Origin of the sequence: Mesorhizobium sp. M0207 (assembly GCF_040321995.1) — a bacterium.
GTDB lineage: Bacteria > Pseudomonadota > Alphaproteobacteria > Rhizobiales > Rhizobiaceae > Mesorhizobium.
Genome location: NZ_JAMYSQ010000002.1, coordinates 84,874 through 108,330, shown reverse-complemented (window position 1 = coordinate 108,330; position 23,457 = coordinate 84,874). Strand labels below are relative to the sequence as shown.

The window sequence follows — 23,457 nt, the reverse complement described above, 5'->3', positions numbered from 1 at the left end:
CTGCGCGACGTGACATGATCAGCTGTCGCTCAGCCGGATTTCATTCCAGCTTCCATGCCCGGCGGCAAGGATCTCGGGCCTTGCCTCGCCGGCCTCCTCCATCAGGGCAACGATGCGGCCTCGCAGCCATGCACGCGTCTCTGCGTGATCGGGCGAAGCTATGAGATTGGTTAGTTCGTTTGGATCGGCATCGAGGTCGTAGAGCCTCGCCTCGACATAGAAATCGCTGCCGGAATCCCGCCAGCCGTCTTTTCCCGGTGCCTCGACCTCATATTTCCACCGTCTGGTGCGCAAGGCGCGGCCGACATGGTGCTCGCTGATTTGAACGAATATCTCGTCGCGCGGCGGCCGTTCGCCCTGCAGTGCGTCGAGCAGCGAGACGCCCTGCATCGAACTGGGCACTTTCAGGCCGGCCGCGGCGAGCAGGGTCGGCGCGAGATCGACGAGGCTGACCAGGCCTTCATATGTGCCGATGCGCTGGAAGCCGGGGCCGTGGAATAGCGTCGGCACGCGGATCGACGCCTCATGACAGGAACGCTTGTATTCGTTGTTGCGGGTCTTGAAGTGACATCCGTGGTCGGAGGTGAAGAGGATGATCGTGTCGTCAAGCCGGCCAAGGCTGTAGAGCGCCTCGATCAGCCGTCCAAACGCCTCGTCGAGGCGTGCGACCATGCCCAGATAGCCGGGGAAATGTTCCGCTGTCGTGCCGCCAAGTGCGGCGAGATCGCCGGGAATGGCGAGCTTCTTGCGGATCCTGTCCTCGTATCCGAGCGGGGCAGGGTAGTTGTCCGTCTGGTTCTGGTGATGCGGCTCGAGGAAGGACAGGAATAGAAAGAACGGCTCGTCTTCCCTCGATGCGACATAGCGGATTGCAGCGTCGGTTAGGGCATCGACGCGGTATCCCGGCAGCTTCACCGCCTTGCCGTCATTGTCGTGGACGACGGTGTCGAAGGGGCCGGAAGTGAACTCCAGGATGTTGGAGGCCAGCCAGTAGCGATAGCCGCCGCGTTGTTCCTGGGTGACCGGCTCGGCGGACCCCAGGTGCCACTTGCCGATGTAGGCGGTGTCATAACCTGCCGCGGTGAAATGATGCGCGAGCGTGCGCTCGCTCTTCGGCAGTGGGAGGTCGTTGCGGTAGCAGCCGGTGATGGTCGGGTACCGCCCCGTCTGGAATACGGAGCGGGCGGGTCCGCAAACGGGCTGGCAGGTAAACGAATTCGCCACGAACGTGCCGGTCCCGGCGAGGCGGTCGAAATTTGGCGTAAGCTCGAGCGGATTGCCATGGACGCCAACGGTGTCCCAACGCTGCTGGTCGGTGAAGAAGACGATTACGTTCGGTCGGCGGGACGTCATAGGGTGCAATGGCTCCGAATGGTCATTTCATGCCTGCCAGCATCACGCTGCGGACGAAGTAGCGCTGCGTGAAGAGGAACAGCAGCAGGCTCGGGATGAAGAGAATGATCCCGCCCGTCGCCGTCAGGTTCCACTGGGTGAAGAATTCCTGGTTGAAAAGCGTCAGTCCCGTCGTGATCGGCCGCATTTCGGTGGTGTTGACGGCGACTAGCGGCCAGAGGAATTCGTTCCACTGGAACACGAAGGTGAGGAGGGCCAGCGTCGCCAGTGCCGGACGGACCTGCGGCAGCACGATGCGCCAGTAAAGGCCGAGTTCCGAGCAGCCGTCCATCCGTGCAGCGTCAAGCAACTCGTCGGGAATCGGACGGATGAACTGCCGCATCAGGAAGATTCCATAGGCGCTCATGGCGAATGGAAGGATAAGGCCCTGATAGGTGTTGAGCCATCCCATCCGCGCGGTGAGCACATAGAGCGGGATCATGCGGATGAAGAATGGGATCATCAGCGTAGACAGCACCGCGACAAACATGACGCGCTTACCGGCGAATTCCATCTTCGCGAAGACGTAGCCGATCAACGGATCGAAGATCAGATGGAGGAAGGTAATCCCGCCGGCGATGATGAAGCTGTTGAGCGTGAAACGCGCGAACGGCGCCTTCTGCCAGATGTCGATGTAATTCGTGAATTGCCACGTCTCGGGGATCAGAATCGGAATGCCGCTGAAGACGTCGGCATCGCTCTGCAGCGACAGCGAAAGCATGTAGAGGAACGGAAAGATCGACAGCGCCACGCAGAAGAGCAGCAGTAGGTAGGACGGGAGCGTTTTTGCCAATGTCATGCCAACCTCAATAGGTGGTTTCGCGGTTGAGCAGGCGGAACTGAACGAAGGTGATGGCCAGGATCAGCAGGAACATCAGGAAAGACAGCGCCGAGGCGTAGCCGATGTTGAGCTCGAAGAAGGCTGCCTCGAACACGTGCAGGCTGAAGAACCGCGTCGCGTCGGCCGGTCCGCCCTTGGTTATCAGGTAGGCCGGCGCCAGCTCCTGCAGTTGGCTGATCGTGCTGACGACCGCGATGAACAGCGTGGTCGGCGTCAACAACGGCCAGGTCAGATAGCGGAATTGCTGCGTCGGCGTGGCGCCGTCGATGGATGCGGCATCATAGAAGTCGGACGGGATCGACTGCAACGCGGAGAGGTAGATCAGCATGGCATAGCCGACATCCTTCCAGACCGTGATGGCGATGAGGGTCGGCAACGCGGTCGAGGTGTCGCCGAGCCAATTCTGGGTCGGCAGCCCAAGCTCGGCAAGGAAGCTGTTCAAGATGCCAGTGTAGGGATCGAGAATTGCCTGCCACATCAACGCGACGATCACGAAGGAGGTGATGTAGGGAAAGAAGATGATTGCGCGGATCAGAGTGCGCCCCGGGATCGGCCGGTTGAGCACGACCGCCAGTCCGAGGCCAATGGCGATGCTGGCCGCAGTGACGCCTATCGCGAAGGCCAGCGTCACGAAGAGCGACTGCCGAACGCGCGCGTCGCCGAGCGCAGCAACGTAGTTGTCCAGTCCGGCGAATCGGCTCTCGCCGATCAGCGGCTGGCCGCTGTACAGGCTCGCCCAAAACTCCAGTCCTATCGGATAGAAGAAATAGACCGAGAAATAGAGGATTGCTGGCGACAGCAGCAGGTAAGCGAGAAGCGTTTGTCTGGTGCGCCGGCTGAAGCGGGCAGCTCGCCGGGTCGGCATCGCGCCGACGCGAATGTCCGTATCGGCCGTATCGGTGCTGCCGCTGATAAACATCGGCCTAGTTGTTGGCCAGGATGACGTTGGCCTCGGCCGCGAATTTCGGCATGATCTCGGCTGCTGGCTTCTGATTGTAGATGATATCCTCGAGCGCACTTTGCAGAAGCTTCTCGATTCGCGCGTGCTTGCCGGTGAGGCGCAGCTCGGCGGTGACGTCTTGCGCGTAAGGCAGGCATTTGCTGAAGCTGCCGATGACCGGATCGGCCTGAACCTCGGCGTTTTCGGCCCAGGATTTGCGCGGCATCGTCATGCCCGCTTCCTTGGTAGCCGCTAGTTCCGTGTCGAGCGCGACGAGCCGCTTCAACAACTCCCAGGCCTCCTTCGGGTGCTTGGCGTCCTTAGGGATCATCACGCTGACGCCGCCCGCGAACGTCGCCTGCACCTTGTGCTTGAGTGATGGCGCAACCGCCCAGTTGAGCTTCGGGTTGCCCGAGCGGATCGGCTTCACGTCCCACGGACCGGTTATGATCATTGCGACCCGGTTGGCCGTGAACAGCTTTTGCGGACCCTCATAGTCAGCACCCGCCGCCGGCTTGGTCGCTGCTTTTTCCTTGTGGATCAGGTCGGCGAGGAACTGGATCGCTTCGATCGCCTCAGGACTGTCGAGATTGACCTTGTTTGTCTTGGGATCGTAATAGCTTACGCCGTTCTGCAGCAGCCACGACGAATAATATCCGATGCTCGGGTTGGGAGCGAAGCCGAAGCGGGCGCCGGTCGTCGTCGCCTTGGCAACCTTCAGGAACTCCTCCCAGGTCGCAGGCGGCGCGTCGAAGCCCGCCTGCTTCAGCATATCGACGTTGTAGACGAGGGTGGCGCAGGTGAGGTGGATCTGGATGCCATAGTACTGGCCGCCGAGTTTGTTGCGCTCCACGGAATAGGCTTGCCAGTCGTCGGGATAGCCGATCGCCTTGCCGTCTTGTTCGATGAAGTCGTTCAGCGGCCGCAGCAGATTCCGCTGGCCGAATTCCTGCACCCAGCCGCCGGGTTCGGCGACGAGATCGGGCGGGCTCTTCGCAGCAAAATCCGCCACCAGCTTGGTGCGCATATCCGGCCACTGGAATTTCTCCCACTGCACCGACCATCCGGGATGATCGGCCTCGAACTTTGCTATTGCGTCGGCATAAGCTTGATACGCGTGGCCGGCGTTCCAATAGAGCGTCAGGGTCTCGGCATGGGCTGCACTCGCGGTCGTCAGGGCCACGCCTAAAACCACACCGTGCAGGAACCCGACTGACTTGTAGCGGCGCATCTTGGTCTCCTCCAGGTTTGCCACCGCCTTCCTCACAATGGATGGCGACATATTATTCGATTAATATACCCGCTATACCGCCGTTTTTGTCAAGCTCCGACTGTAATGCAGTGCATAGTTCTGGCCGAACTCGGGCGGAGCTATCTACAGCGCGCGATGCCGAAGTTGCTGGTCTGGACGATCGCGGCCTAACCTGGAAAGATCGTGAAACCGCCATCGACGCGGATTACCTGCCCGTTGATGAAGCGCGCGCGCGGACCGGCGAGGAAGGCAACCGCTTCGGCGATCTCTTCAGGCTCCGCATACCGGTTCAGCGATTTCTTGCTCGAATCCATGCGCTGTGGATCGACCACGCGGCTCGCCTGGAACCGTGCGGTCTTGGTGGCGCCGGGGCTCACCGCATTGACGCGTACGCCATCGTCGATCAGTTCCTTGGCGAGGCAGCGCGTATAATGGACGACAGCCGCCTTGAGCGTCGAGTAGACCACCTCGGGCGAGCAGCCGATATGCGCTGCCGCCGAGGCGATGTTGATCACCGAGCCCGAGCCACGCTTGACCATCGGCGGAACGAACGCCTGGCAGACCAGCATCGTGCCGATGAGGTTGTTCTCGGTTAGAACCTTGATGTCTTCGTAGTCGATGTCCAGTGCGTTGTTGGGATTGGGCTTTACGCCCTTGGCGCCGATGTCGCCGCCGGCGCAGTTTACCAAGACGTGCACGTCGCCGAGCTCCGCCTCGATCTTCCTCTTCATTTCCGCGACAGCTTGCTTGTCGCCGATGTTGCCGGTGACCGCGGTGATGCGCGTCCCGTGCTTCTCCAAGCCCCTGGCAGAGTCGCCGAGGTCCGCGAATTCGCCATATTGAGATGGCCGGGCCCAATCGAGGTCGTGGACCGCGACGTTTGCGCCAAGTTCGGCCAAGCGGTCGGCCATCACGCGGCCGAGGCCGCGTCCCGAGCCGGTGACGAAGGCGGTCAGGCCGCTGAGTTCTCGGGCAGTCATGCTGATTTCTCCATTGCAATGAAATCGAATTTCATCATGTTGGCGGCGCTGCGCCGGATCATGTCGAGCTCGTACGAAACGAGCGCACCGTCATCATTGCGCTCCCATGGCGTGCGGTAGTCGGCGTCGTCCGCAAGGCGGTTCAGGCGCGCGGCACTCAGGCAGGCCGCGAATTCGCGGGCGGTCTTCGGCGCATATCCGTTCCACCAGTCGTCGGTGAGACAGCGAACGTGACGAGCCTCCAGCGCGCCGGGCTCAAGCACCGCCGTCAGCGTGTCGTGGTGCCCGCCAAGGATGGCTGCCAGTTCGGCGAAAGGCACGGCGCCGTCGCCGATCGCGCAGCGGACCAGGCGATAGCCCTCATCCGTGAACTGGACGCGATAGTCCTTGAGGTGAACGTGGCGGACATGGGGCGCGATCCGGCGCGTGAAGGCAAGCGGCGCCTCGCCGACAGGAAAGGTGTTGCCGGTGTCGTAGGTGATGCCGACACCCGGCCCGCCAAGTTCGCAGAACGCAGCCAGTTCGTCGCTGCCGAAGTCCTGATGGTTCTCGATGCCGAGCACGCGTCCCTCGGCCGCCGCACGCGGCCCCCATTCCGTCAAGGCAGCGCGAATCGTTGCGTTGAACTCGCTCCATTTCGGACCCCACGCATTGCGGTCGCCGCACAGGACAGGCGTCAGTGCGATACGGATCGTCGTCGCCTCGAGCAGGCGCGCAGCCCGGAAGGCGTTGTCCAGCGGACCTGCCACCAGCAGTCCGCCGCTCACCACCGGGACGATGTCTAGCGCGGCAAGACGCCTGCGCAGGGCGACGATTTCGGCGTCAGTCAAGTCGGTCAACCAGGGTTCGTAGATCTCGAGCGTGCGTGCGCCCAGTTCCTGCGCCAGCGTGATGAAGCCTTCCAGCCCCACGCCGTCCGGATTGTGCCGCGGCGTGCCGCGGCCCTGCAGGCCGAGATAGTAGGTCAGTCCGTAGGGGTTGAGGCCGAGACGAAGCATCAGCTTGGCGATTCCAATGGAGAGCGGAGAGGCGTCACTAGCGCAGACCGGCATCGACGGTTATGGACTGTTTGGTGATCATGCGGCTGTCGTCGGCCGCCAGGAAGAGCACGGTGCGTGCAATCTCCTCGCCCAGCAGGACGCGGCGGATCAATTGCCGCTGCACCGTCTGGTCGACTGCCTCCTGCGTCTTGAACCACAGCTCGCGCTGCCGCTCGGTCATGACGGCGCCGGGTTCGATCGCATTGACGCGGATGTTATCCGGTCCGAACGACCGCGCCAACGCACGCGTCAGCGCCACCACGGCCCCCTTGGCGGTGGCATAGGCCACCATCTGGTCCGCTCCGAACCGCCAGGCAATGGAGGAGAAGTTTATGATCGAGCCGAAGCCGAGTTCCTTCATATGCGGATGCACTGCCTGCGCGGCGAAGAAGTGATGCCTCAGATTGACATCGAAGCTGCGGTCCCAATAGTCGGCCGTTACCGCGTCGATGGGATGGCGCTGATCATTGGCTGCGTTATTCACCAGGACGGCGACCGGACCAAGCCGCGCGCGCACGCCTGCTACCGACGCCTTTAGCGCATCGACGTCGGTCACATCGCAATGGAGATATAACGGAGCCTGCCCGGCGGCACCAGCGAGCTCGCGCACCAACGCCTCCGCTGGTTCGTCCTGCACATCGAGAAAGGCTATCCGGGCGCCGTTCGCCACGAAGGCGCGGACCATATCGGCGCCAATGCCGGAGGCGCCGCCGGAGATCAGCACGACCCGACCGGTCAAGCTCGGATAAGTCGCGAATTGTACGGACATCAAACTACAGAAGCGCCTTGGTTGTTGGATCGAACAGACAGGCGCGCGACATGTCGATGCCGAGCGTTATCGTCTCGCCCATGACGGGAGCGTCATCCGGCTCGAAACGGCCGGTGATCTCCAGGTCACCCAGCCTGAGCACGGCAAGCGTCTCGGCCCCGGTAGGCTCGACCAATTCGACCGGCGCCTGCATGGACGCCACAGCAGGTTTGCGCGACTTCAGATCGGTCGTGAAACGGTAGATGTGTTCCGGCCGGATACCGAGCACGACGTCCTTTGGCGCACCGGCGGGCATCGGCGCGGCAAGGGCGAGGCTGGCGTCGCTGCCGTCAGCGGCGCGTACCGAGATGCTGGTCGAGCCCGTAAGCCGGGCGGGAATGAAATTCATCGCCGGCGATCCCATGAAACCGGCAACGAACATGTTGGTCGGCCGGTCGTAGATCCGTTTCGGCGTGTCGAACTGCTGTACCGAGCCCTGGTTCATCACCGCAATGCGGGATGCAAGCGTCATCGCCTCGACCTGATCGTGGGTGACATACACCGTGGTCTTGCCGACGCGATGGTGAAGCTTCTTGATTTCGGTACGCATGTCGACGCGCAGCTTGGCGTCGAGGTTGGACAAGGGCTCGTCGAACAGAAACAGCTTCGGGTCGCGCACGAGGGCACGCCCCATCGCAACGCGCTGCCGCTGGCCTCCCGAGAGCTGGCCGGGCTTGCGTTTAAGCAGCTGTTCGATCTGCAGGAGTGCGGTAACCCGCTGGACAGCTTCCGCCTGCGCTGCTTTTGGCACGCCGCGGCTCTCCATGCCGAAGGTGATGTTCTGGCGCACCGTCATGGTGGGATAGAGGGCGTATGACTGGAACACCATCGCAATATCGCGGTCCTTGGGTTGCACCGAGTTCACCAGCCGGTCGCCGATCCATATCTCGCCCGACGTGACGGTTTCCAGTCCGGCGATCATGGCGAGCAAGGTTGACTTGCCGCAACCCGACGGGCCGACAAGGGCGACGAATTCTCCGGTCTTAGCCTCGAGATCGATGCCGGCAAGAATCTCGAGCGAGCCGTAGCTCTTGTGAAGGTTGCGGATCATCAACGCGGACATGGGCGACGCCTCATTTGATGGCGCCCTGGGTGAGGCCGCGCACGAAGTATTTTCCACCGAACAGATAGATGAGCAGCGGAGGCAACGCTCCGATCAGCACGGCTGCGCTCATCACATCGTAAGCACGCGCGGTCGTGCCGCCGGCCGTGAGCGCGACCAGTGCCGCTGTGATCGGCTGCTGCTGGCCCGATGTGAAGACGACGCCGAACAGATACTCGTTCCAGATGCCGGTGAACTGCCAGATGACGGTGACGATCAGGATGGGCGGCGACAGGGGCAGGATGATCTTGCGGAAGATCCGCCAGAACCCGGCGCCGTCGATGCGTGCCGCCTTGATCAGGTCGTCCGGTATGCTGACGTAGAAATTGCGGCAGAACAGGGTGGTGAACGAGATGCCCTGGACGACGTGGATCAGCACCAGCCCATATGTGGAATTGGTCAGGCCGAGCTTGCCGAGCAGGAACGCCCACGGCATCAGCGAAATCTGGCCGGGCATGAATACGCCGAGCAGCATCAGATTGAAAATCAGTTCAGAGCCCCTGAAGCGCCATTTGGAGAGGATGTAGCCGTTCATGGCGCCGAGAATGGTCGAGATGATGGTGGCGGGGATCGTCATCGCCAGGGAGTTGAAGAAATTGCGCTTCATTCCCTCGCAGGTACCGCTGACGCAGTAGGATCCCCAGGCCTGCGCCCACGCATCGAACCGGAAGCTGCGCGGTACGGAGATGAGGCCGTTGCGGGCAATCTCCGACTGCTCGCGCAATGAGTTGAAGATCACCACCAGCAGCGGCACGAGATAGACGACCGCGAAAAGCGTCAGCACGGCATAGACAAGGAAGCGGCTCCAGAAATGCCGGCGCGTGGCAGCGGCTTCTTCCGGATCAAAACGGGCATTAGGGGCAATTTCAGCCATTGCGGCCCTCCGCTCGCCGGCGCCAGACGATCCACAAGGAATACGGCACCAGCACAACCGCGACCGCAGCGAGCATCATCATCGCCGCGGCGGCACCTTCGCCGATTTGGCCGCGCTGGAACATCAGGTCGTAGACATAGATGGCGGGGAAGGTGGTGGACACACCTGGGCCGCCTCGCGTCAACGCCGCCACCAGGTCGAAGGTCTTGATGGCGAATTGTATCTGAATGACCGCCACCGCCAGGAATATCGGGGCGATGGTTGGCAGGATGACCCTCCGATAGGTCCGGAAAACCGACGCGCCGTCGATTTGCGCGGCCTTGACGAGATCCGGATCGACCGACCGCAGACCGGCCAGGAAAAGTGCCATTGCGAAGCCGGACGACTGCCAGATACCGGTTATGATCACCGCATAGATCGCAGTGTTGCGGTTGGCCGTCAGGGCGAAGCTGAAGTCGGTCCAGCCAAGTCCGCGAACGAAGGCCTGGATACCATCGACAGGATTATAGAGCCAACTCCACACCGTACCGGTGACGATGAAGGACACCGCCAACGGGTAGAGGAAGATGGTGCGCCAAACCGCCTCGCCGCGGACGCGCTGGTCGATCGCGATCGCGAGCAGCAGGCCAACGGCCATCGAGCCAACGATATAGAAGCCGCTGAAAAGGAAGAGATTGGTATAGGCGATGTTCCAGCGCCGGTTTGCCCAAAGCGAAGCGTAATTGTCCAGGCCGACGAACCCATAGGTCGGCAACAGCGACGAATTGGACAGCGAGATGTAGAGCGTCCAGAGCGTGAAGACGAAAACATAGATGAAACTCGCCGCTATCGACGGCGCCAGCACCAGAATGGGCACCATCGTGCCTAGGCGCTCGCGCCACGGACGGGCCGCGGCAGCTGCGGCTGGTACAATCAGATCATGGGTGGACATCGGGCTGCTCCGGCGAGGTCTGGCCGGGAGCTTCGCCCCCGGCCATCATCGGCAGCGTCACTTCTGCGCTTCGGCCGCATCCGCCATCGCATTGGCCGCGTCCTGCGCACTCATATCCGGCGTTGCTACAAACTCCGTGATGCTATCCATTATTGCGCCGCGGACCTTTTGCGGAACCGTCATGTTGTGCGCCATCGAACGCACGAGCGTGCCGGCGGCGATCGAGGCTTGCAAATCCTTTTGCGAGAGTTGCTGGCAGGGGTTGAAGCCGTTCGAAAGATCGACATCGAGGCGCGCCGGAATGGACCCTTTGGTCTGATTGAAAATGGTCTGGAATTCGGGCGACAGGATGATGCTGGCAAGCAGCTTCTGTCCCTCGATATAGTCCGGGTCCTTCTGCTTGAAGAACACGACCGAATCTGAATTCAGGATGAAGCCCGGCTTGCCCCAATCGGTCGGCGCCTGGGCGCAGACATAGTCGGTGCCCTCCTTGAAGCCGCCGGCCGTCAGCAGGCCGATCGTCCAGTCGCCCATGATGTGAAAGGCGGCCTCGCCGCGGCCGACCAGATGCGACATGGTATCCCAGTCACGCCCGTTCATGCCGGGGTCCATGTACTTCGAGGTCATGGTGCGGAACTGCTCGAAGGCCTTGACCATGCCGTCGCTGCGCATGGCGTCGACGTCGCCCTCGACGAAGGCTTTCTTGTAGAGATCGAGGTCCTGACCGTACACGACCACTTCGAAGACGGTCGAGTCGGTCCAGTCGGCGGTCGAGTGCGAAATGCAGATCTTGCCGCTGGCCACGATCTTGTCGCAGGCGGCATTGAATTCCGCCCATGTCTTCGGCATCTCGGTGACGCCCGCGTCCTTCATGACCTTCGGCGATGCCCACAGCCAGTTGATGCGGTGGATGTTCATCGGCGCGGCCACCCAATTCCCGGTCGGCTTCATCACCGGCAGCAATTCGGGAGCGACGACCTTCTCCCAATTTTCCGCTTTCGCCAGGTCGTCGAGATTGGCTGTCATGCCCGTCTCGTTCCATTCGGCGATCTCGGGGCCCTTTAGCTGCACAGCGGGAGGGGCGTTGCCGGCGATCACATCGGCACGCAGTTTGGCCAGGGTATTGGCCGTATGGCCCGCGATGGAGGTCTGCTGCCAGGTGCCACCCTTGGCGGTAAACATCTCGCCGAGCTTGGCGATAGCCTGGGCGTCCGATCCGGTGGCCCATTGATGCAAGAGGTTGGTCTTCGGCTCCGCGAGGGCTGTTCCGGTAATCAAGGTGAAGGCGGTAGCGGCCGCAAAGGCCGTCCTCAGGTATTTCATCGTTTCACTCCCATATATGATGCACGGTTCGTATCGACCGCTTGTGGCCCGCGATTTGAGGTCGTGGCCGGCGAGATGCAGTAATCTCCGTTCTTTCCAAGATGACATATCTGGGCTATCAGTCAACGTGCTTTGTGCCCATCATGAACAAACCTTCGCTTAGAAATTGGCTAATCGACAGGCCGTCCGCGTCGCCGGAGAGCCTGATCGTCCGATGCCTGCGCGAGCGCGGCGTGCTTTCTGCGTCGCAAATTACCCGCATTACCGGTTTGGCGCGGTCGACGGTTTCAACCGCGCTCAATGGCTTGAGAAAGTCGGGGATGGTAATCGAATCCCCGGCCCATCATGACGCGGCGAGGGGTATTGGCAGGCCTGCCACGACATTGACGCTCAATCCCGCTGCGGGCACCTGCGTCGGCATCCATCTGGGCCTCGACGAGATGCGGTGTGTCGTCGCTGACGTCTCGCATTCTTTCGTTGCCGAACAAACCATCCCCATGGGCCTGGACTACCAGCCGCAACAAGCGGCCCAGCTCGCCAAGTCAGTAATTGCCCGATGCTATGAAGAGAACGGTCTGCCGATGGCGGGGCTCCTGGGGGTTGGGGTCTCCGTCTCGGGCCCAGTCAGCCGCGAAGGAGTGGTGCTGCGCGCGAGTATCGTTCCGACCTGGGCCGGGGTCAACATCCGCGATGTGTTCGGGCCGGTCCTCGAACAGCCGATCTTCGCCGACAATGAGAGCAACTGCTCGGCCATTGCGGAGCTGATGTGGGGTGCGGCCGTCGGCCAGGACGACTTCGTGCTGTTCAAGGTCGATCTGGGCGTCGGCGGGGCCATTGTCCAGCACGGTCGGCTGGTGAGCGGCATCGCCGGCGGCGCCGGCGAATTCGGGCACATCAGCATCGATCCCGGCGGCGACCTTTGCCGGTGCGGTAATCGAGGATGCCTGGAGCTCTATGCCAGCTTTGCCCGACCGCTCGAGCAGATTTCGCGCATCGTGCGGCGGCCGGTCACGATGGACGACGTGATCATGATGGCCGAGCAGGGCGACGTGAGGGCGCTGCGGATGATCGAGGACACCGCCGAGTTCGCCGGCCGTGGCCTTGGCCTGATCGGTTCGGTTCTCAATCCGCCGCTCATCATCATCGGCGGCCGCATGGCCTTGGCGGGCGACACTCTCCTGGCGCCACTGATCGCATCATATGAACGCCACACGCTCATCAAGTCCCGCGATGTGGCGCCTGCGCTGCGCACGCGGATAATCGTTGGCAAGCACACGGAGAACGACGCATTGCTCGGCGCGGTCGGCCTCGTGCTGCGTCACAACAGCCGACTTCAGTGACCCGGCTTGCTTCGGGTGGCGCTCTGATTTTGCGAGCTGCTCGCCGAAGCAGCGGAACTGATGTTTGCCTACGCGACACGCACCGTGCGCTGCCTCGGCTTGATCGCGGTGGCGAGCAGCAGGCCGGCGATGATGAAGGCGGCGCCGGCGAGATCGTAGTCGTGCAAGCTTTCGCCAAGGACCAGATTAGCGAGAACGGCGACGAAGGCGGTCTGGAGATAGAGCAGCATGCTGGCGCGCCCCGCACCAAGCCTCTCGACGCTGCGGTTGTAGAGATAGTACATCAGAGCGCCGCCGGGGCCGGCAACATAGGCGAGAGCCAGAAGGCCGTTCGCATGCAGCGCCGAACGATCCCCGGAAAACAGTTCCCAGAGATAGAAGGGCAGTGCGGCCAGCGCGCCGGCTCCCAGCAGCAGGACCACCATCGGCAGAAGCTCGATAGCGAATTTGGCGCGACGCAGCAGCACGGTGTAGAGGCCCCAACAAAACGCGCTGCCGACGATCCACAACTCGCCGGGATTGAACTGCAGCTGCATCAGCGCGGCAAGGTCGCCGCGCGCCACGATCACCACCATCCCAGCCAGAGCGACCAGCGCTCCAAGCGCTTTCCAGACACCAAGGGGCTCGCCGAGCGCGAAGCGGGCAAGCACCATGGTCATGATCGGCGACAGCGCCATGATGATGCCGGCGGTCGTCGCGTTGGTGTAGTTGAGGCCCGTGTAGATCATGCCCTGACACAAGGTTAGCCCGATAGTGCCGATGACCAGCACCTCGATCACCCGGGATTGGATCAGCACGAGCATCGCCCCGTGATGACGATGGACGATAGGCAGCAGGATCGCGCACGCGAGCGTCAGCCGCCAGAAGCAGAGCGCCCAAGGCGGCATCTCGGGGGCAACCCACTTGGCGGCGATATAGACGCCGGCCGACAGGAGCCAGCAGAGCGTCGCGAGGGAATAGGCGAGCGGAAGTGATGCGCCGGGTGTCGCCTTCGCTACACTTGGATGTGCTATCGGCAGCGATTGGATATCCGTCTCCTCCCACCGCAGACTTTAGCAGATTGGCAGCGTCTTGCTAAGCAGCAACAACAGCTGTTTCACCAGATGGCGCAATCGGTGGGTCATTGTGGGTCCCGCCGTTCACGGTCTCCTTCCATTCGAACGCATGTTGGCCCATGAGCAACTCGATACCGAACAGCGCAAGCCGTATCGATTTCGCGCGACACGAATGTGAGATTCATATCGCGCGACAGATATTCGCGCGGTTGCCACAATCTTCTCGCGCCATATTTCTACCGAGAGCAGATCTGTCGCGAATTCCTGGTTCCTAGGATCACGAGCGCCGCTGTTTCGAAGCAATTGGAAGAATAAGCCACTGACTTCCGTTTACACAAAGAGCGCGACACAGATCCATGCGGAGGACGTCCGATGCATGCCGGCTTCCGAGGAAGCGTACTCGTAGCGGTGTTGGGCACCGTCATGGCAAGCTGCGCTGGCATTCCGGCGCAAAAAACCAGGGCAATAACCGGCTATGGCCCCAACCCCACTTTACCGAAACCAAGACCGACGCTGATCCCGACTGTTAACATCGCCGAGGCGAAAGGCTGGCAGAAAGTAGGTATGCCGACCCCGGCGAAGGGGCTGACGGTGAACGCCTTCGCCATCGGCCTCGACCATCCGCGCTGGCTACATGTGCTTCCGAACGGCGACGTGCTGGTTGCTGAAACCAATGCCCCTGCCAAGCATGATGAAGGCTTCAGTCTTAGAAAGGTCTTCATGGACCTGGCTATGAAGCGGGCTGGCGCCGCGACCAAAAGCGCCAACCGCATCACGCTCCTGCGCGACACCGATGGCGACGGCATTGCGGATGTGCGCACGACGTTCGCGGAAGGCCTCAATTCGCCCTTCGGCATGACGCTGTCCAAAGGCAAACTCTTTGTCGCGAATACCGACGCGCTCGTCGCTTTCCCCTACTCCAATGGCCAGACCCGAGTCAGCACGTCGCCGGAAAAGATCATCGACTTGCCGGCCGGGGACCTCAACCATCATTGGACCAAGGACGTGATCGCAACTCCGGATGGACGCAAGCTCTATGTCACCGTTGGGTCCAACAGCAACGTTGGAGAAAACGGCATAGCCGCCGAGAAGAACCGCGCCGCTGTCCTTGAAGTGGATCGGTCTACCCGCCGCACTCGGGTCTTCGCCTCGGGCCTGCGCAACCCGAACGGGCTCTCCTGGAATCCTGAGACTGGCCAGCTTTGGGTCGCTGTGAACGAGCGTGACGAGATCGGCGACGACCTTGTGCCGGATTATATGACCTCGGTTCGTGACGGCGCTTTCTACGGTTGGCCCTACAGCTACTACGGACAGAACGTCGACGAACGCGTCAAGCCGCAGCGCCCCGATCTCGTGGCGGCAGCGATCAAGCCCGATTACGCCCTGGGCTCTCATACCGCCTCGCTCGGACTGACCTTCTCCAAAGGCGCGCAACTCGGTCCGGCCTACGGCAACGGCGCCTTCGTCGGCCAGCACGGCTCGTGGAACAGGAGTGTGCGCAGCGGTTACAAGGTCATCTTCGTGCCGTTCCATGGTGGCAAACCGAGCGGTCCTCCGGAAGATGTGCTCACTGGCTTCATCGGGCGTAATGACGAGGCGATGGGCAGGCCGGTCGGCGTCGCTATCGATCAGACTGGCGCACTGCTCGTCGCCGACGACGTCGGTAATGTCATCTGGCGGGTCCGCCGGGCGAATGGCCGTTGAGCGCAGGTGGCCTTTCTGATTCCGATCTCACCAGCCTTCGGCTACAGCGCCACGCCCGATATGGCTGCATTCGGCGGAGGCGGATATCCTAAACACTTAGCTAGCAGCACGCCCGAAGATAGTCGTGTCAAACATGCTTGCGCCCGCCTGCCTCGCGGAACCAGCTGTCAGGATAGGGATACCACCAGCCCTGAATCTCCGGTCTGTGGTCGATGATGACCATCTTCGAGCGGCGGAATGCATCCAGACCCTGGCGGCCGAGCTCGCGGCCGAGGCCCGAAGCCTTCCAGCCCCCGAACGGCAACGCGTCATTGTCTATCAGCGGATTGTTGACCCAGACCATGCCGGCCTCGAGCCGCTCCGCGGCCTCATGCGCTTCGGCTAGATCGGTGGTGAAGACCGAGGCGCCGAGACCGAAGGGGCTGTCGTTGGCAAGCTCTATCGCCTGGTTGAAATCCTTGACCCGGCAGATTGCGGCGACCGGCCCGAAACACTCTTCGCGCACGATTGCCATATCGGCGGTGATGCCGGTCAGGATGGTCGGCTCGTAGAACCAGCCTACATTATGTGCCGGCGGAATGCGTCCGCCGGTGACCGCTTTGGCACCGCTGCGGATCGCATCGTCGACCAGCCGGATGACCTTCGCACGCGCGGCCTCGCTGACCAGCGGTCCGATCTCGGTTTTGTCGAGGCCGTTGCCGATACGCAGCGCGCGCGTTTTCTCGGCAAACAGATCGACGAAGCGGTCGTGAACGGCATCAACCACGAAGAACCGTTCGGCCGAAGTGCAGACCTGGCCAGTGAGATGGAAGGCAGCCGTGACGCTGCCGGCAGCCGCCACGTCCAGTGGGGCGTGTTGGCTGATGATCAGGGGATCGCTGCCGCCGGCCTCGATAACGCAAGGCTTCATGCGCTCTGCACATGCGACGGCGACAGCCTTGCCGGCGGCGATCGAACCGGTGAAAGCAACCGCATGCGTGCGGTCCGAGGCGATCAGCGCCTGCGCCGTTGCTGCTCCGCCTGGCATGCAGGAAACCAGGCCCTCCGGCAGGGAGCGGAACACGGTCATGTAATCCAGCGTCGACAATGTTGTCGCTTCGGCGGGCTTGATCACGCAGGCATTGCCGGCGGCAAGCGAGGCGGTGACGGTCCAGCACATCAACAAGATCGGAAAATTGTAAGGCATGATGTGCACCGACGTGCCGTAGGGCTCGTAGCGGGCATACTGGAACGAACCGGCCTGCGTCGTGCCGGCGATCTTGCCGGCGTCGTCACGCGCCATTTCGGCGTAATAGCGGAAGATCGGCGCGCAATTGGCGATCTCGCCGATCGCCTCCGGATAGGGTTTGCCCATCTCGCGCACCATCAGCTCGGCGCAGTGCGTGAAGTCGGCCGCCTCGATGGCGTTGGCGACGGCGTGCAGATGCCGGGCACGGCTCTTGGCGTCGAGCTTTTTCCAGGCCGTTTGCGCCTTGGTCGCTGCGGTGAGCACGGCGTCGATCTCGCCGTCGCTGGCTGCGGTGATCGCGCCGACGGTTTCGAGCGTCGCCGGATCGATCACCGGTTTTGCCGCACCGGTCATTGGCCGATAATCCGGATTGACGAAGAAGGTCGGCCGGTCAGGTGAAAAGTCCATTCTGTCCTCCCGTGTGCACGGAACCTTTTTGAGAATTCACCCTGCCGAGACAGGCGGCGTGGTTTTCGAGAACCGAAGCGGAGCGGAGATTAAAGTCCATGAGCATCGGAAGCGGAGAAAACGGCGTCAGGTGTCCGGTAGGGTAGAATTATCGAGAAGGTTCAGCGGATCATGTAGACTTTCTTGATGGTCTCGTGGACGGTGCAGACGCCTTTCCAGTCCTGCGGAAAGAACGCTGCGGTGTCCGGTTCGATCTCGATCACCTCGCCGGATTCGTGGACATAGGTGCAGCGTCCCTCGAGGAAATGGCAGAACTCATCGCGGGTGACGTGGCAGTGCCATTTGCCCGGCGTGCAGACCCACAGTCCGCATTCGGAGCGGCCCTCCGGCCCCTTGTGCAGCAGCTTGCCGGAAGTGCGGGATTCGCCGTCGATCAGGGTGGGGATGACGCCCCAGTCGACCAGGTCGGTGAGGGCGAGCGGCGATTTCATGATCGGTGTCGGCATGTCGGGAGCTCCAGTGGCCGGCTTTAGGCCAGCATGTAAACGTTGCGGATGGTCTCGTGGACGGTGCATTCGCCGGTCCAACCGGCCGGGAACATGACAACCGTGGCGGCGGATACCTCGATCACCTCGCCGTCGACCGATCTGTAGGTCGCACGGCCGGCAACGAAATGGCACAATTCGTCGCGCGGAATCGCCAGCCGCCAGCGACCGGGCGTGCAGACCCAGATGCCGGATTCCGGCTGGTTGTTCGGCCCTTTGTGCACCAGCCTGCCGGTGGAGTGCGAAGCGCCTTCCAGCGCGTCGGGCTGGGTGCCCCAGTCGACGAGGTCGGTGCGGGTCGAGGCTTGGTGGAGGTGTGGGGCAGAGATCACAGCAATTTCTCCAGCAAAGCAGCCGCTTTCTCCGGGCCGTTCTGCGACTGCATCTGGGCCGACGTCTTGGCCAGCTTGGCCCTGATTGCCGGGTCGGTCAGGCAGGTTTCGATCCTGGCGATGAGCTCGGCGTCGCTCCAGTCGTAGCGCGGCATGCCGAAGCCGTGGCCGGTTTCCTCGACCCGCGTCGCATTGTCGTGGCCGTCCCAGACGTAGGGCATGATGATCGCCGGCTTGCCGAAATACAGGCACTCGGTGAACGAGTTGTTGCCGCCATGATGGATCACCGCATCGACCTGCGGGATGACCGAGGGCTGCGGGAACCAGCTCTCGACGATGACGTTTTCGGGCACTTGCGCGTACTGCTCCTTGTAGCCGCCGACATTGACCAGCGCCCGGTAGCGCGTCTTGCCCAACGTTGCGACGATGCGCTTCAGCAGATCGACATCGCCGGCGCCAAGGCTGCCGAAGGAAACATAGAGCAGCGGCCCGTCATTATTCTTCGCAAAAACCGGCACGGTGTAGGGCTTCTCCTGCCGCACGCAGCCTTCCAGATATTGGAATTTTGCCGGGTCGAGCGGATAGCGGCGCTTGAACTTCGCCGCCTCGGGATAGAGCAGCAGATTGAGGTACGGCGAGGCCTCGAAGAACTGGCCGATCGGATACGGCGCTTCGTTGTTCGCTTTCAAAAACGCATTGAAGTCGTCATGGATCGGCTTGATGACGGCGTTGAAATGGTCGCGGTAACGCCGATGGCAGGCGTGGTCGTTCTCGCCGCAGCCGGACAGATGTGGCGGGATGTCCTCGTCCTCGATCTCGTTTTCCGAGCAGGAGATGACGCGCACCCAGGGCTTGCCATACTGCTTGATTGCCGGGAACAGGATGACATTGTCGACGCAGATGACATCAGGCTTGATCGTCGCAAGCACGCCAGGCAGATCCTTCTCAGCCCATTTGGCGCTGTCGACGATCGCCGTCCAGCAATCCTTCACGTAATTGTCGACCTGGTCGTAGGGCGATTTGCGGAAGTTCGGGATGTGGCCGTTGATGAAGTCTTCCCAGAACTTGGCCATCTGTTCCGGCGGCATCGGCTCGGACAGGTTCACCGGATGAGCCTCGAAGCCGTAGCCCTTGTAGACGTCGACGAAACCGGGGTCCGACAGGAACACCGCTCTGTGGCCGCGCGCCTCGATCGCCTGGGCTATGCCGACGGAATTGAGCGCGGGGCCATAGGCGGCCTCCGGAAAGAACGCGATCGTCTTCTGCGCCATGAGAGGTTCTCCTTCGATCAATCTGCGAAAATTCTGACGTCAGCCGCATCCCAGCCGAGCTCGACTGTATCGCCCGACGAGACCGGGCGGCGGTCGGCGGCGTCGGCGGTGACGCGCACCAGGAACGGCTTTGGCGACAGGGCGGTGCGGACGTGCAGCTGCAGATCGAGTCCCTGATAGGCCAGCGCCTCGACCGCGCCGAAGATACGGTTGGCCGTTTCTGCCGACGGGAACAGCCGGATGCGTTCGGGCCGCACTGAAGCTACCGCCGCAGCGCCGGGCGAAATTGTTGCGGGAACATCGCCGGCGATCCGCACGCCGTTGCTTGCCAGCACGCCGTCGCCGGCGGCTTTGCCCGGCACGAAATTCATGACGCCGATGAAGTCGGCGACGAAACGGTCCCCCGGATGCTCGTAGACCGCATGGGGTGTATCGCATTGCAGCAGCTTGCCGTCCCTGAGCACTGCCATACGGTCGGCCATGACGAGCGATTCCTCCTGATCATGGGTGACGATGACGAAGGTGATGCCGACCTCGTGCTGCAGCCGCTTCAGCTCCAGTTGCATGGCCCCGCGCAATTTCTTGTCGAGCGCGCCAAGCGGTTCGTCGAGCAGAAGCAGCCGTGGTCGCTTGACCAGCGCTCGGGCAAGCGCGACGCGCTGTTTCTGGCCGCCGGACAATTGCTCCGGCTTGCGGTCGGCGAAGGCAACGAGTTCGGTCGTCGCCAAAATGGCGTCGACACGGGAGCGGATTTCCTTTGCAGGCAAGCGTTCCATTTCGAGGCCGTAGGAAACATTGGCCCTGACGCTCATATGCGGAAACAGCGCATAGGACTGGAACATCAGATTGACCGGCCGCTTATTGGGCGGGGTCCTGGCGATGTCGCGGCCGTCGAGCAGGATGCGCCCGTCATTGGGCGTCTCAAAGCCGGCCAACATGCGCAGCAGCGTTGTCTTGCCGCAGCCCGAAGGTCCAAGCAAGGCGAAGAACTCGTTCTCGCGGATATCCAGCGAAATGCCGTCGACCGCCGTCACCCGGCCGAACTTCTTCGACACGTTGTCGATCGCCAGCAGCGTGCGGGGCTCGTTCATTGGCCGATCACCCCACGGTTGAACCGCTGCGACAGGGTCAGCGCGGTGATTGAGACCGCCATGACGATAGTCGCCAAGGCATTGATCTCCGGCGTGATGCCGAAGCGAATCATCGAATAGATCTGCATCGGCAGCGTGGTCGAGGCGCGGCCGGCGCCGGCGGTGAAGAAGGCGATGATGAATTCGTCGACCGAAAGGGTGAAGGCGAGCAGCGCGCCGGCGACAACGGCAGGCAGGATCACCGGCAACGTCACCCGCCGAAATGTCGTGAGGGCGGAAGCACCGAGATCGGCAGAGGCCTCGACGATCGACCAGTCGAAGCTTTTCAGCCGCGCGCGCACCACGGAGCAGACGAAGGCGAGATTGAAGACGACATGGGCGAGGATGATGGTGTGCAGGCCCAAGGTGAGATCAAGCATCGAGAAGAAGCTGAGCAGCGCGATCGCCAGCACGATGTCGGGAATGATCATCGGCGCAAAGATCAGCGCCTCGAGACCTTTGCCGTATTGCCGGCGTATTTCGACGCCGATCGCCAGCAGCGTGCCGAGCAGCGTGGCGATGGCGGTCGAGACAAGCGCCACGATCAGTGTGTTGAGCGCGGCAGAAAGGATTGCGGCGTTTCCGATTAGCGAGACATACCATTTCAGCGAAAAGCCCGACCAGACGGTCGGCAGCCCGCCTTGGTTGAACGACAGCGCCACCAGCACGGCGATCGGGATGTAGAGGAAGGCCAGGACCAGTGAAAGCACGAGCCAGAGCGCGCGCCTCGTGGCGAGGGAGCGCTCAGCCATCGGCGCCTCCTCTCGCTTCGGCGGCACGGCCCGAGGCGCGATCAGCAGCCAGGGCCTGCGCCGTCAGCACCAGCAGCATGATGGCGATCAGCACCATTGCCAGTGCCGCACCGAAGGGCCAGTCATTGGCGGTCAGGAACTGCTCGTAGACGACATTGCCGATCATCTGGAAGCGCCCACCGCCGAGCAGAGCAGGGGTCACGAAATTGCCGATCGACAGCACGAAGACGAAAACAGCACCGGCGGCGATACCCGGCACGGTCAGTGGCAGGATGACCCGGCGAAATGTGGTCACGGCCGACGCGCCGAGATCGCGCGAGGCCTCTGCGAGCTCCGGATTGAGCCGCGACAGCGGCGCGTAGCAGGCCAGGATGACGAAGGGCAGATAGTTGTAGACCAGACCGGCGATGACGGCGCCTTCGGTATAAAGCATCGACGGCGGCTCGCCGGTGTAGCCGAACCAGCGCAGCAGTTGTGTGATCAGCCCTTCGCGGTTGAGCAGCACGATCCAGGCATAGGTACGGATCAGGTAGTTGGACCAGAAGGGCAAGACGGCAAAGAACAGAAACATCGGCTGCAGTTGCCGGGGTGCTGCCGCGATCGCATAGGCGGCGGCATAACCGATCACCACCGCGACCAGGGTTGCCGTGCCGGCAATGCGCGCCGAATTGAGGAAGATGCCGGCATAGAGCGGGTCGAACACCAGTCCGAAATTCTCCAGGGTGAAAGTGTAATCGATGCCGCCATAGATGCCGCGCCGGAAGAAGGCGAGCGCCAGCACCAGCGCGCATGGCACGACCATCAAGGCGGTGAGCCAGGCCAGCGCCGGCGTCATCAGCAAGGATGAGCGAAGTCTTGTTTGGGACAAGATTGCGGTACCGCATTCAACGGTCGGCGGCGAAAACCCCGCCGTCGACCGGGATCTCTGATTTTGATGTCGGTTATTGCGCGGCCTTGATTTCGCTGACGATCTTCGAGTAATCGCGTTGGACATCGCCGACATCGCGCAACTGCTCGAACTTGACCAACTCTGCCACCGGCATGCTCATATTGGGAAATTTGGCGAGAAAATCCGCCGGCAGGCTTTCCATAGCCGGCTTGTTCGGTACCTTGTAGTCGATGTTCTGGGCCGCCCAGGCGTGGTTCTTGGCGTCCAGCATGAAGTTGATGAACTGGAAGGCGGCGTCCTTGTTGGCCGATGCCTTCATCACGACCATCGTATCGACCCAGAGATCCGAGCCTTCTTTCGGTATGGTGTATTTAATTTGTGGATTCTCGGCGATCCCGTAATTGCACCAGCCATCCCAGGCCTGAACCATCAGCGCCTCGCCCGAGACCAGCTTTGAATAAAAGGTCGTGTCGTCATAGGCCAGCAAGGTCTTCTTGGCCGAGATCAGCAGGTCCTTGACTTCGCCGAGCTTTGCCCGATCGGTCTCGTTCACCGAATAGCCCTTGGCGAGTTGGCCGGCGGCAAGCAGCCAGCGGTCGGTCGCCAGCATCGTCGTCTTGCCCTTGAGCGCATCGGACGGGGCGAGAAGGTCGTTCCAGCTCACCGGCTCCGCCTTCACCAGATCCGAACGGTAGCAAAGGCCGGTGGTGCCCCAAGTGTAGGGCACGGAAAAATTGTTGCCGGCGTCGTGCGGCAGCTTCGCCGCCTCGGGATAGAGATTGGCGAGGTTAGGGATCTTGGCATGGTCGATCGCCTCGATCAGGCCGAGCTTGTTCAGCACTTCGGCGAAGGGCGAGGAGACGAAGACCACGTCATAGCCCTTGCCGCCGGACGCGACGAGCTTGCCCATGATCTCCTCGTTAGTGGCGTGAACCACGACTTCACCGGAGACACCGGTCGCCGCCTTGAAAGCTTTCATGGCATCCGGCGCCATGTAGCCGTCCCAGTTGGAGATAACGAGGTCGGAGGCAGCCGCCGGCGCTGACAGCGCCAGGCCAAGGCCAAGTGCGATCAAGGATTTCCTTAACGGACGGTGCCGCAGGGTGGTGGTGGTCATGACAGACTCCCATTCTGGTTGATCATCGAACTTAGTCGTCGGACCGGCACTTGCAGCCGTAGCCGCTTTGATCCTGTTCCCCGGTCTTTTTATTGCCGATTGATCTCACAGTACTATTGCAGAAAAAAGTACGTCAATCCATAATTTGTCAAACTACGGTGAATCCCGGCCGATCGCATCCGCAAGGGCAATCGGCCAAACCT

22 protein-coding genes are annotated in these 23,457 nt (G+C 61.9%); 2 read left to right on the top strand and 20 right to left on the bottom strand.

The features are described from left to right. Positions 1 to 18: 18 nt before the first annotated feature. The 11 genes from NKJ15_RS04310 to NKJ15_RS04260 form a co-directional block, all read right to left on the bottom strand. Positions 19 to 1,353, bottom strand: coding sequence for a sulfatase family protein (locus NKJ15_RS04310; protein WP_352814246.1), 1,335 nt, complete (start codon positions 1,351 to 1,353; stop codon positions 19 to 21). A 22-nt stretch (positions 1,354 to 1,375) separates the two neighbouring features. Beyond that, the gene (locus NKJ15_RS04305; protein ID WP_352539303.1) at positions 1,376 to 2,191 is read right to left on the bottom strand and encodes a carbohydrate ABC transporter permease; all 816 of its coding nucleotides are present in this window, start codon (positions 2,189 to 2,191) and stop codon (positions 1,376 to 1,378) included. 7 nt (positions 2,192 to 2,198) lie between these two features. After that, positions 2,199 to 3,152, bottom strand: a complete 954-nt coding sequence (locus NKJ15_RS04300; protein WP_023675501.1) for a carbohydrate ABC transporter permease — start codon at positions 3,150 to 3,152, stop codon at positions 2,199 to 2,201. Between the two features lie 4 nt (positions 3,153 to 3,156). After that, positions 3,157 to 4,404 (bottom strand): ABC transporter substrate-binding protein, encoded by a 1,248-nt coding sequence (locus NKJ15_RS04295; RefSeq protein ID WP_352539302.1) that lies wholly within the window; start codon positions 4,402 to 4,404, stop codon positions 3,157 to 3,159. Positions 4,405 to 4,592: 188 nt separating this feature from the next. Then, on the bottom strand, positions 4,593 to 5,405 hold the full coding sequence (locus NKJ15_RS04290; protein WP_352448128.1) for an SDR family NAD(P)-dependent oxidoreductase: 813 nt from the start codon (positions 5,403 to 5,405) through the stop codon (positions 4,593 to 4,595). Then, positions 5,402 to 6,403: a sugar phosphate isomerase/epimerase family protein gene (locus NKJ15_RS04285; protein WP_352814243.1), complete on the bottom strand. Its 1,002-nt coding sequence runs from the start codon at positions 6,401 to 6,403 to the stop codon at positions 5,402 to 5,404. Before NKJ15_RS04285 ends, NKJ15_RS04290 begins: the two co-directional genes overlap by 4 nt. A 37-nt stretch (positions 6,404 to 6,440) precedes the next feature. Then, a complete protein-coding gene (locus tag NKJ15_RS04280; RefSeq protein ID WP_352814241.1) occupies positions 6,441 to 7,214 on the bottom strand; it encodes an SDR family NAD(P)-dependent oxidoreductase in 774 nt (257 codons plus the stop codon). A 4-nt stretch (positions 7,215 to 7,218) separates the two neighbouring features. Then, positions 7,219 to 8,316: an ABC transporter ATP-binding protein gene (locus NKJ15_RS04275; RefSeq protein ID WP_352814239.1), complete on the bottom strand. Its 1,098-nt coding sequence runs from the start codon at positions 8,314 to 8,316 to the stop codon at positions 7,219 to 7,221. 10 nt (positions 8,317 to 8,326) lie between these two features. After that, positions 8,327 to 9,229, bottom strand: coding sequence for a carbohydrate ABC transporter permease (locus tag NKJ15_RS04270; RefSeq protein WP_292660005.1), 903 nt, complete (start codon positions 9,227 to 9,229; stop codon positions 8,327 to 8,329). Next, positions 9,222 to 10,160, bottom strand: coding sequence for a carbohydrate ABC transporter permease (locus NKJ15_RS04265; protein ID WP_352466746.1), 939 nt, complete (start codon positions 10,158 to 10,160; stop codon positions 9,222 to 9,224). Before NKJ15_RS04265 ends, NKJ15_RS04270 begins: the two co-directional genes overlap by 8 nt. A gap of 57 nt (positions 10,161 to 10,217) precedes the next feature. Next, positions 10,218 to 11,483 (bottom strand): ABC transporter substrate-binding protein, encoded by a 1,266-nt coding sequence (locus tag NKJ15_RS04260; protein ID WP_023675509.1) that lies wholly within the window; start codon positions 11,481 to 11,483, stop codon positions 10,218 to 10,220. Positions 11,484 to 11,584: 101 nt separating this feature from the next. Here NKJ15_RS04260 and NKJ15_RS04255 point away from each other — a divergent pair, with 101 nt between their 5' ends. Then, on the top strand, positions 11,585 to 12,823 hold the full coding sequence (locus NKJ15_RS04255) for an ROK family transcriptional regulator (protein ID WP_352814236.1): 1,239 nt from the start codon (positions 11,585 to 11,587) through the stop codon (positions 12,821 to 12,823). 68 nt (positions 12,824 to 12,891) lie between these two features. Here the strand turns inward: NKJ15_RS04255 and NKJ15_RS04250 are convergent, their stop codons facing one another. Beyond that, positions 12,892 to 13,851 carry a DMT family transporter gene (locus tag NKJ15_RS04250; protein ID WP_352814587.1) on the bottom strand — a complete coding sequence of 320 codons (960 nt, stop codon included), beginning with the start codon at positions 13,849 to 13,851 and terminating at the stop codon, positions 12,892 to 12,894. A gap of 399 nt (positions 13,852 to 14,250) precedes the next feature. Between NKJ15_RS04250 and NKJ15_RS04245 the strand changes: the two genes are divergently transcribed. Beyond that, positions 14,251 to 15,582 (top strand): PQQ-dependent sugar dehydrogenase, encoded by a 1,332-nt coding sequence (locus NKJ15_RS04245; RefSeq protein ID WP_352814234.1) that lies wholly within the window; start codon positions 14,251 to 14,253, stop codon positions 15,580 to 15,582. A 127-nt stretch (positions 15,583 to 15,709) separates the two neighbouring features. On the opposite strand, the gene NKJ15_RS04240 is transcribed toward NKJ15_RS04245, so the two are convergent. The 8 genes from NKJ15_RS04240 to NKJ15_RS04205 form a co-directional block, all read right to left on the bottom strand. Continuing rightward, complete coding sequence (locus tag NKJ15_RS04240; RefSeq protein WP_352814231.1) at positions 15,710 to 17,218, bottom strand: aldehyde dehydrogenase family protein; 1,509 nt, start codon at positions 17,216 to 17,218, stop codon at positions 15,710 to 15,712. Positions 17,219 to 17,379: 161 nt separating this feature from the next. Then, positions 17,380 to 17,724, bottom strand: a complete 345-nt coding sequence (locus NKJ15_RS04235; RefSeq protein ID WP_352469622.1) for a cupin domain-containing protein — start codon at positions 17,722 to 17,724, stop codon at positions 17,380 to 17,382. A 23-nt stretch (positions 17,725 to 17,747) separates the two neighbouring features. Next, positions 17,748 to 18,095, bottom strand: a complete 348-nt coding sequence (locus NKJ15_RS04230) for a cupin domain-containing protein (protein ID WP_352767552.1) — start codon at positions 18,093 to 18,095, stop codon at positions 17,748 to 17,750. Continuing rightward, positions 18,092 to 19,366: a glycosyltransferase gene (locus tag NKJ15_RS04225; RefSeq protein ID WP_352814230.1), complete on the bottom strand. Its 1,275-nt coding sequence runs from the start codon at positions 19,364 to 19,366 to the stop codon at positions 18,092 to 18,094. The genes NKJ15_RS04230 and NKJ15_RS04225 overlap by 4 nt, the downstream gene beginning before the upstream one ends. 17 nt (positions 19,367 to 19,383) lie before the next feature. Continuing rightward, on the bottom strand, positions 19,384 to 20,457 hold the full coding sequence (locus NKJ15_RS04220; RefSeq protein WP_352452933.1) for an ABC transporter ATP-binding protein: 1,074 nt from the start codon (positions 20,455 to 20,457) through the stop codon (positions 19,384 to 19,386). Then, positions 20,454 to 21,248, bottom strand: coding sequence for an ABC transporter permease (locus tag NKJ15_RS04215; RefSeq protein ID WP_352452932.1), 795 nt, complete (start codon positions 21,246 to 21,248; stop codon positions 20,454 to 20,456). The genes NKJ15_RS04220 and NKJ15_RS04215 overlap by 4 nt, the downstream gene beginning before the upstream one ends. Next, complete coding sequence (locus NKJ15_RS04210; protein ID WP_352767546.1) at positions 21,241 to 22,083, bottom strand: ABC transporter permease; 843 nt, start codon at positions 22,081 to 22,083, stop codon at positions 21,241 to 21,243. Before NKJ15_RS04210 ends, NKJ15_RS04215 begins: the two co-directional genes overlap by 8 nt. Before the next feature lie 106 nt (positions 22,084 to 22,189). After that, on the bottom strand, positions 22,190 to 23,254 hold the full coding sequence (locus NKJ15_RS04205; RefSeq protein WP_352767544.1) for a polyamine ABC transporter substrate-binding protein: 1,065 nt from the start codon (positions 23,252 to 23,254) through the stop codon (positions 22,190 to 22,192). Positions 23,255 to 23,457 lie beyond the last annotated feature (203 nt).

Excerpts from the sequence above, each read along its gene's own strand:
- NKJ15_RS04225 (WP_352814230.1), bottom strand. The coding sequence starts at position 19,366 with ATGGCGCAGAAGACGATCGCGTTCTTTCCGGAGGCCGCCTATGGCCCC.
- NKJ15_RS04220 (WP_352452933.1), bottom strand. The coding sequence starts at position 20,457 with ATGAACGAGCCCCGCACGCTGCTGGCGATCGACAACGTGTCGAAGAAG.
- NKJ15_RS04300 (WP_023675501.1), bottom strand. The coding sequence starts at position 3,152 with ATGTTTATCAGCGGCAGCACCGATACGGCCGATACGGACATTCGCGTC.
- NKJ15_RS04310 (WP_352814246.1), bottom strand. The coding sequence starts at position 1,353 with ATGACGTCCCGCCGACCGAACGTAATCGTCTTCTTCACCGACCAGCAG.
- NKJ15_RS04235 (WP_352469622.1), bottom strand. The coding sequence starts at position 17,724 with ATGCCGACACCGATCATGAAATCGCCGCTCGCCCTCACCGACCTGGTC.
- NKJ15_RS04285 (WP_352814243.1), bottom strand. The coding sequence starts at position 6,403 with ATGCTTCGTCTCGGCCTCAACCCCTACGGACTGACCTACTATCTCGGC.
- NKJ15_RS04210 (WP_352767546.1), bottom strand. The coding sequence starts at position 22,083 with ATGACGCCGGCGCTGGCCTGGCTCACCGCCTTGATGGTCGTGCCATGC.
- NKJ15_RS04255 (WP_352814236.1), top strand. The coding sequence starts at position 11,585 with ATGACATATCTGGGCTATCAGTCAACGTGCTTTGTGCCCATCATGAAC.
- NKJ15_RS04295 (WP_352539302.1), bottom strand. The coding sequence starts at position 4,404 with ATGCGCCGCTACAAGTCAGTCGGGTTCCTGCACGGTGTGGTTTTAGGC.
- NKJ15_RS04265 (WP_352466746.1), bottom strand. The coding sequence starts at position 10,160 with ATGTCCACCCATGATCTGATTGTACCAGCCGCAGCTGCCGCGGCCCGT.
- NKJ15_RS04245 (WP_352814234.1), top strand. The coding sequence starts at position 14,251 with ATGCATGCCGGCTTCCGAGGAAGCGTACTCGTAGCGGTGTTGGGCACC.
- NKJ15_RS04205 (WP_352767544.1), bottom strand. The coding sequence starts at position 23,254 with ATGACCACCACCACCCTGCGGCACCGTCCGTTAAGGAAATCCTTGATC.
- NKJ15_RS04305 (WP_352539303.1), bottom strand. The coding sequence starts at position 2,191 with ATGACATTGGCAAAAACGCTCCCGTCCTACCTACTGCTGCTCTTCTGC.
- NKJ15_RS04260 (WP_023675509.1), bottom strand. The coding sequence starts at position 11,483 with ATGAAATACCTGAGGACGGCCTTTGCGGCCGCTACCGCCTTCACCTTG.
- NKJ15_RS04270 (WP_292660005.1), bottom strand. The coding sequence starts at position 9,229 with ATGGCTGAAATTGCCCCTAATGCCCGTTTTGATCCGGAAGAAGCCGCT.
- NKJ15_RS04215 (WP_352452932.1), bottom strand. The coding sequence starts at position 21,248 with ATGGCTGAGCGCTCCCTCGCCACGAGGCGCGCGCTCTGGCTCGTGCTT.
- NKJ15_RS04275 (WP_352814239.1), bottom strand. The coding sequence starts at position 8,316 with ATGTCCGCGTTGATGATCCGCAACCTTCACAAGAGCTACGGCTCGCTC.
- NKJ15_RS04240 (WP_352814231.1), bottom strand. The coding sequence starts at position 17,218 with ATGGACTTTTCACCTGACCGGCCGACCTTCTTCGTCAATCCGGATTAT.
- NKJ15_RS04280 (WP_352814241.1), bottom strand. The coding sequence starts at position 7,214 with ATGTCCGTACAATTCGCGACTTATCCGAGCTTGACCGGTCGGGTCGTG.
- NKJ15_RS04290 (WP_352448128.1), bottom strand. The coding sequence starts at position 5,405 with ATGACTGCCCGAGAACTCAGCGGCCTGACCGCCTTCGTCACCGGCTCG.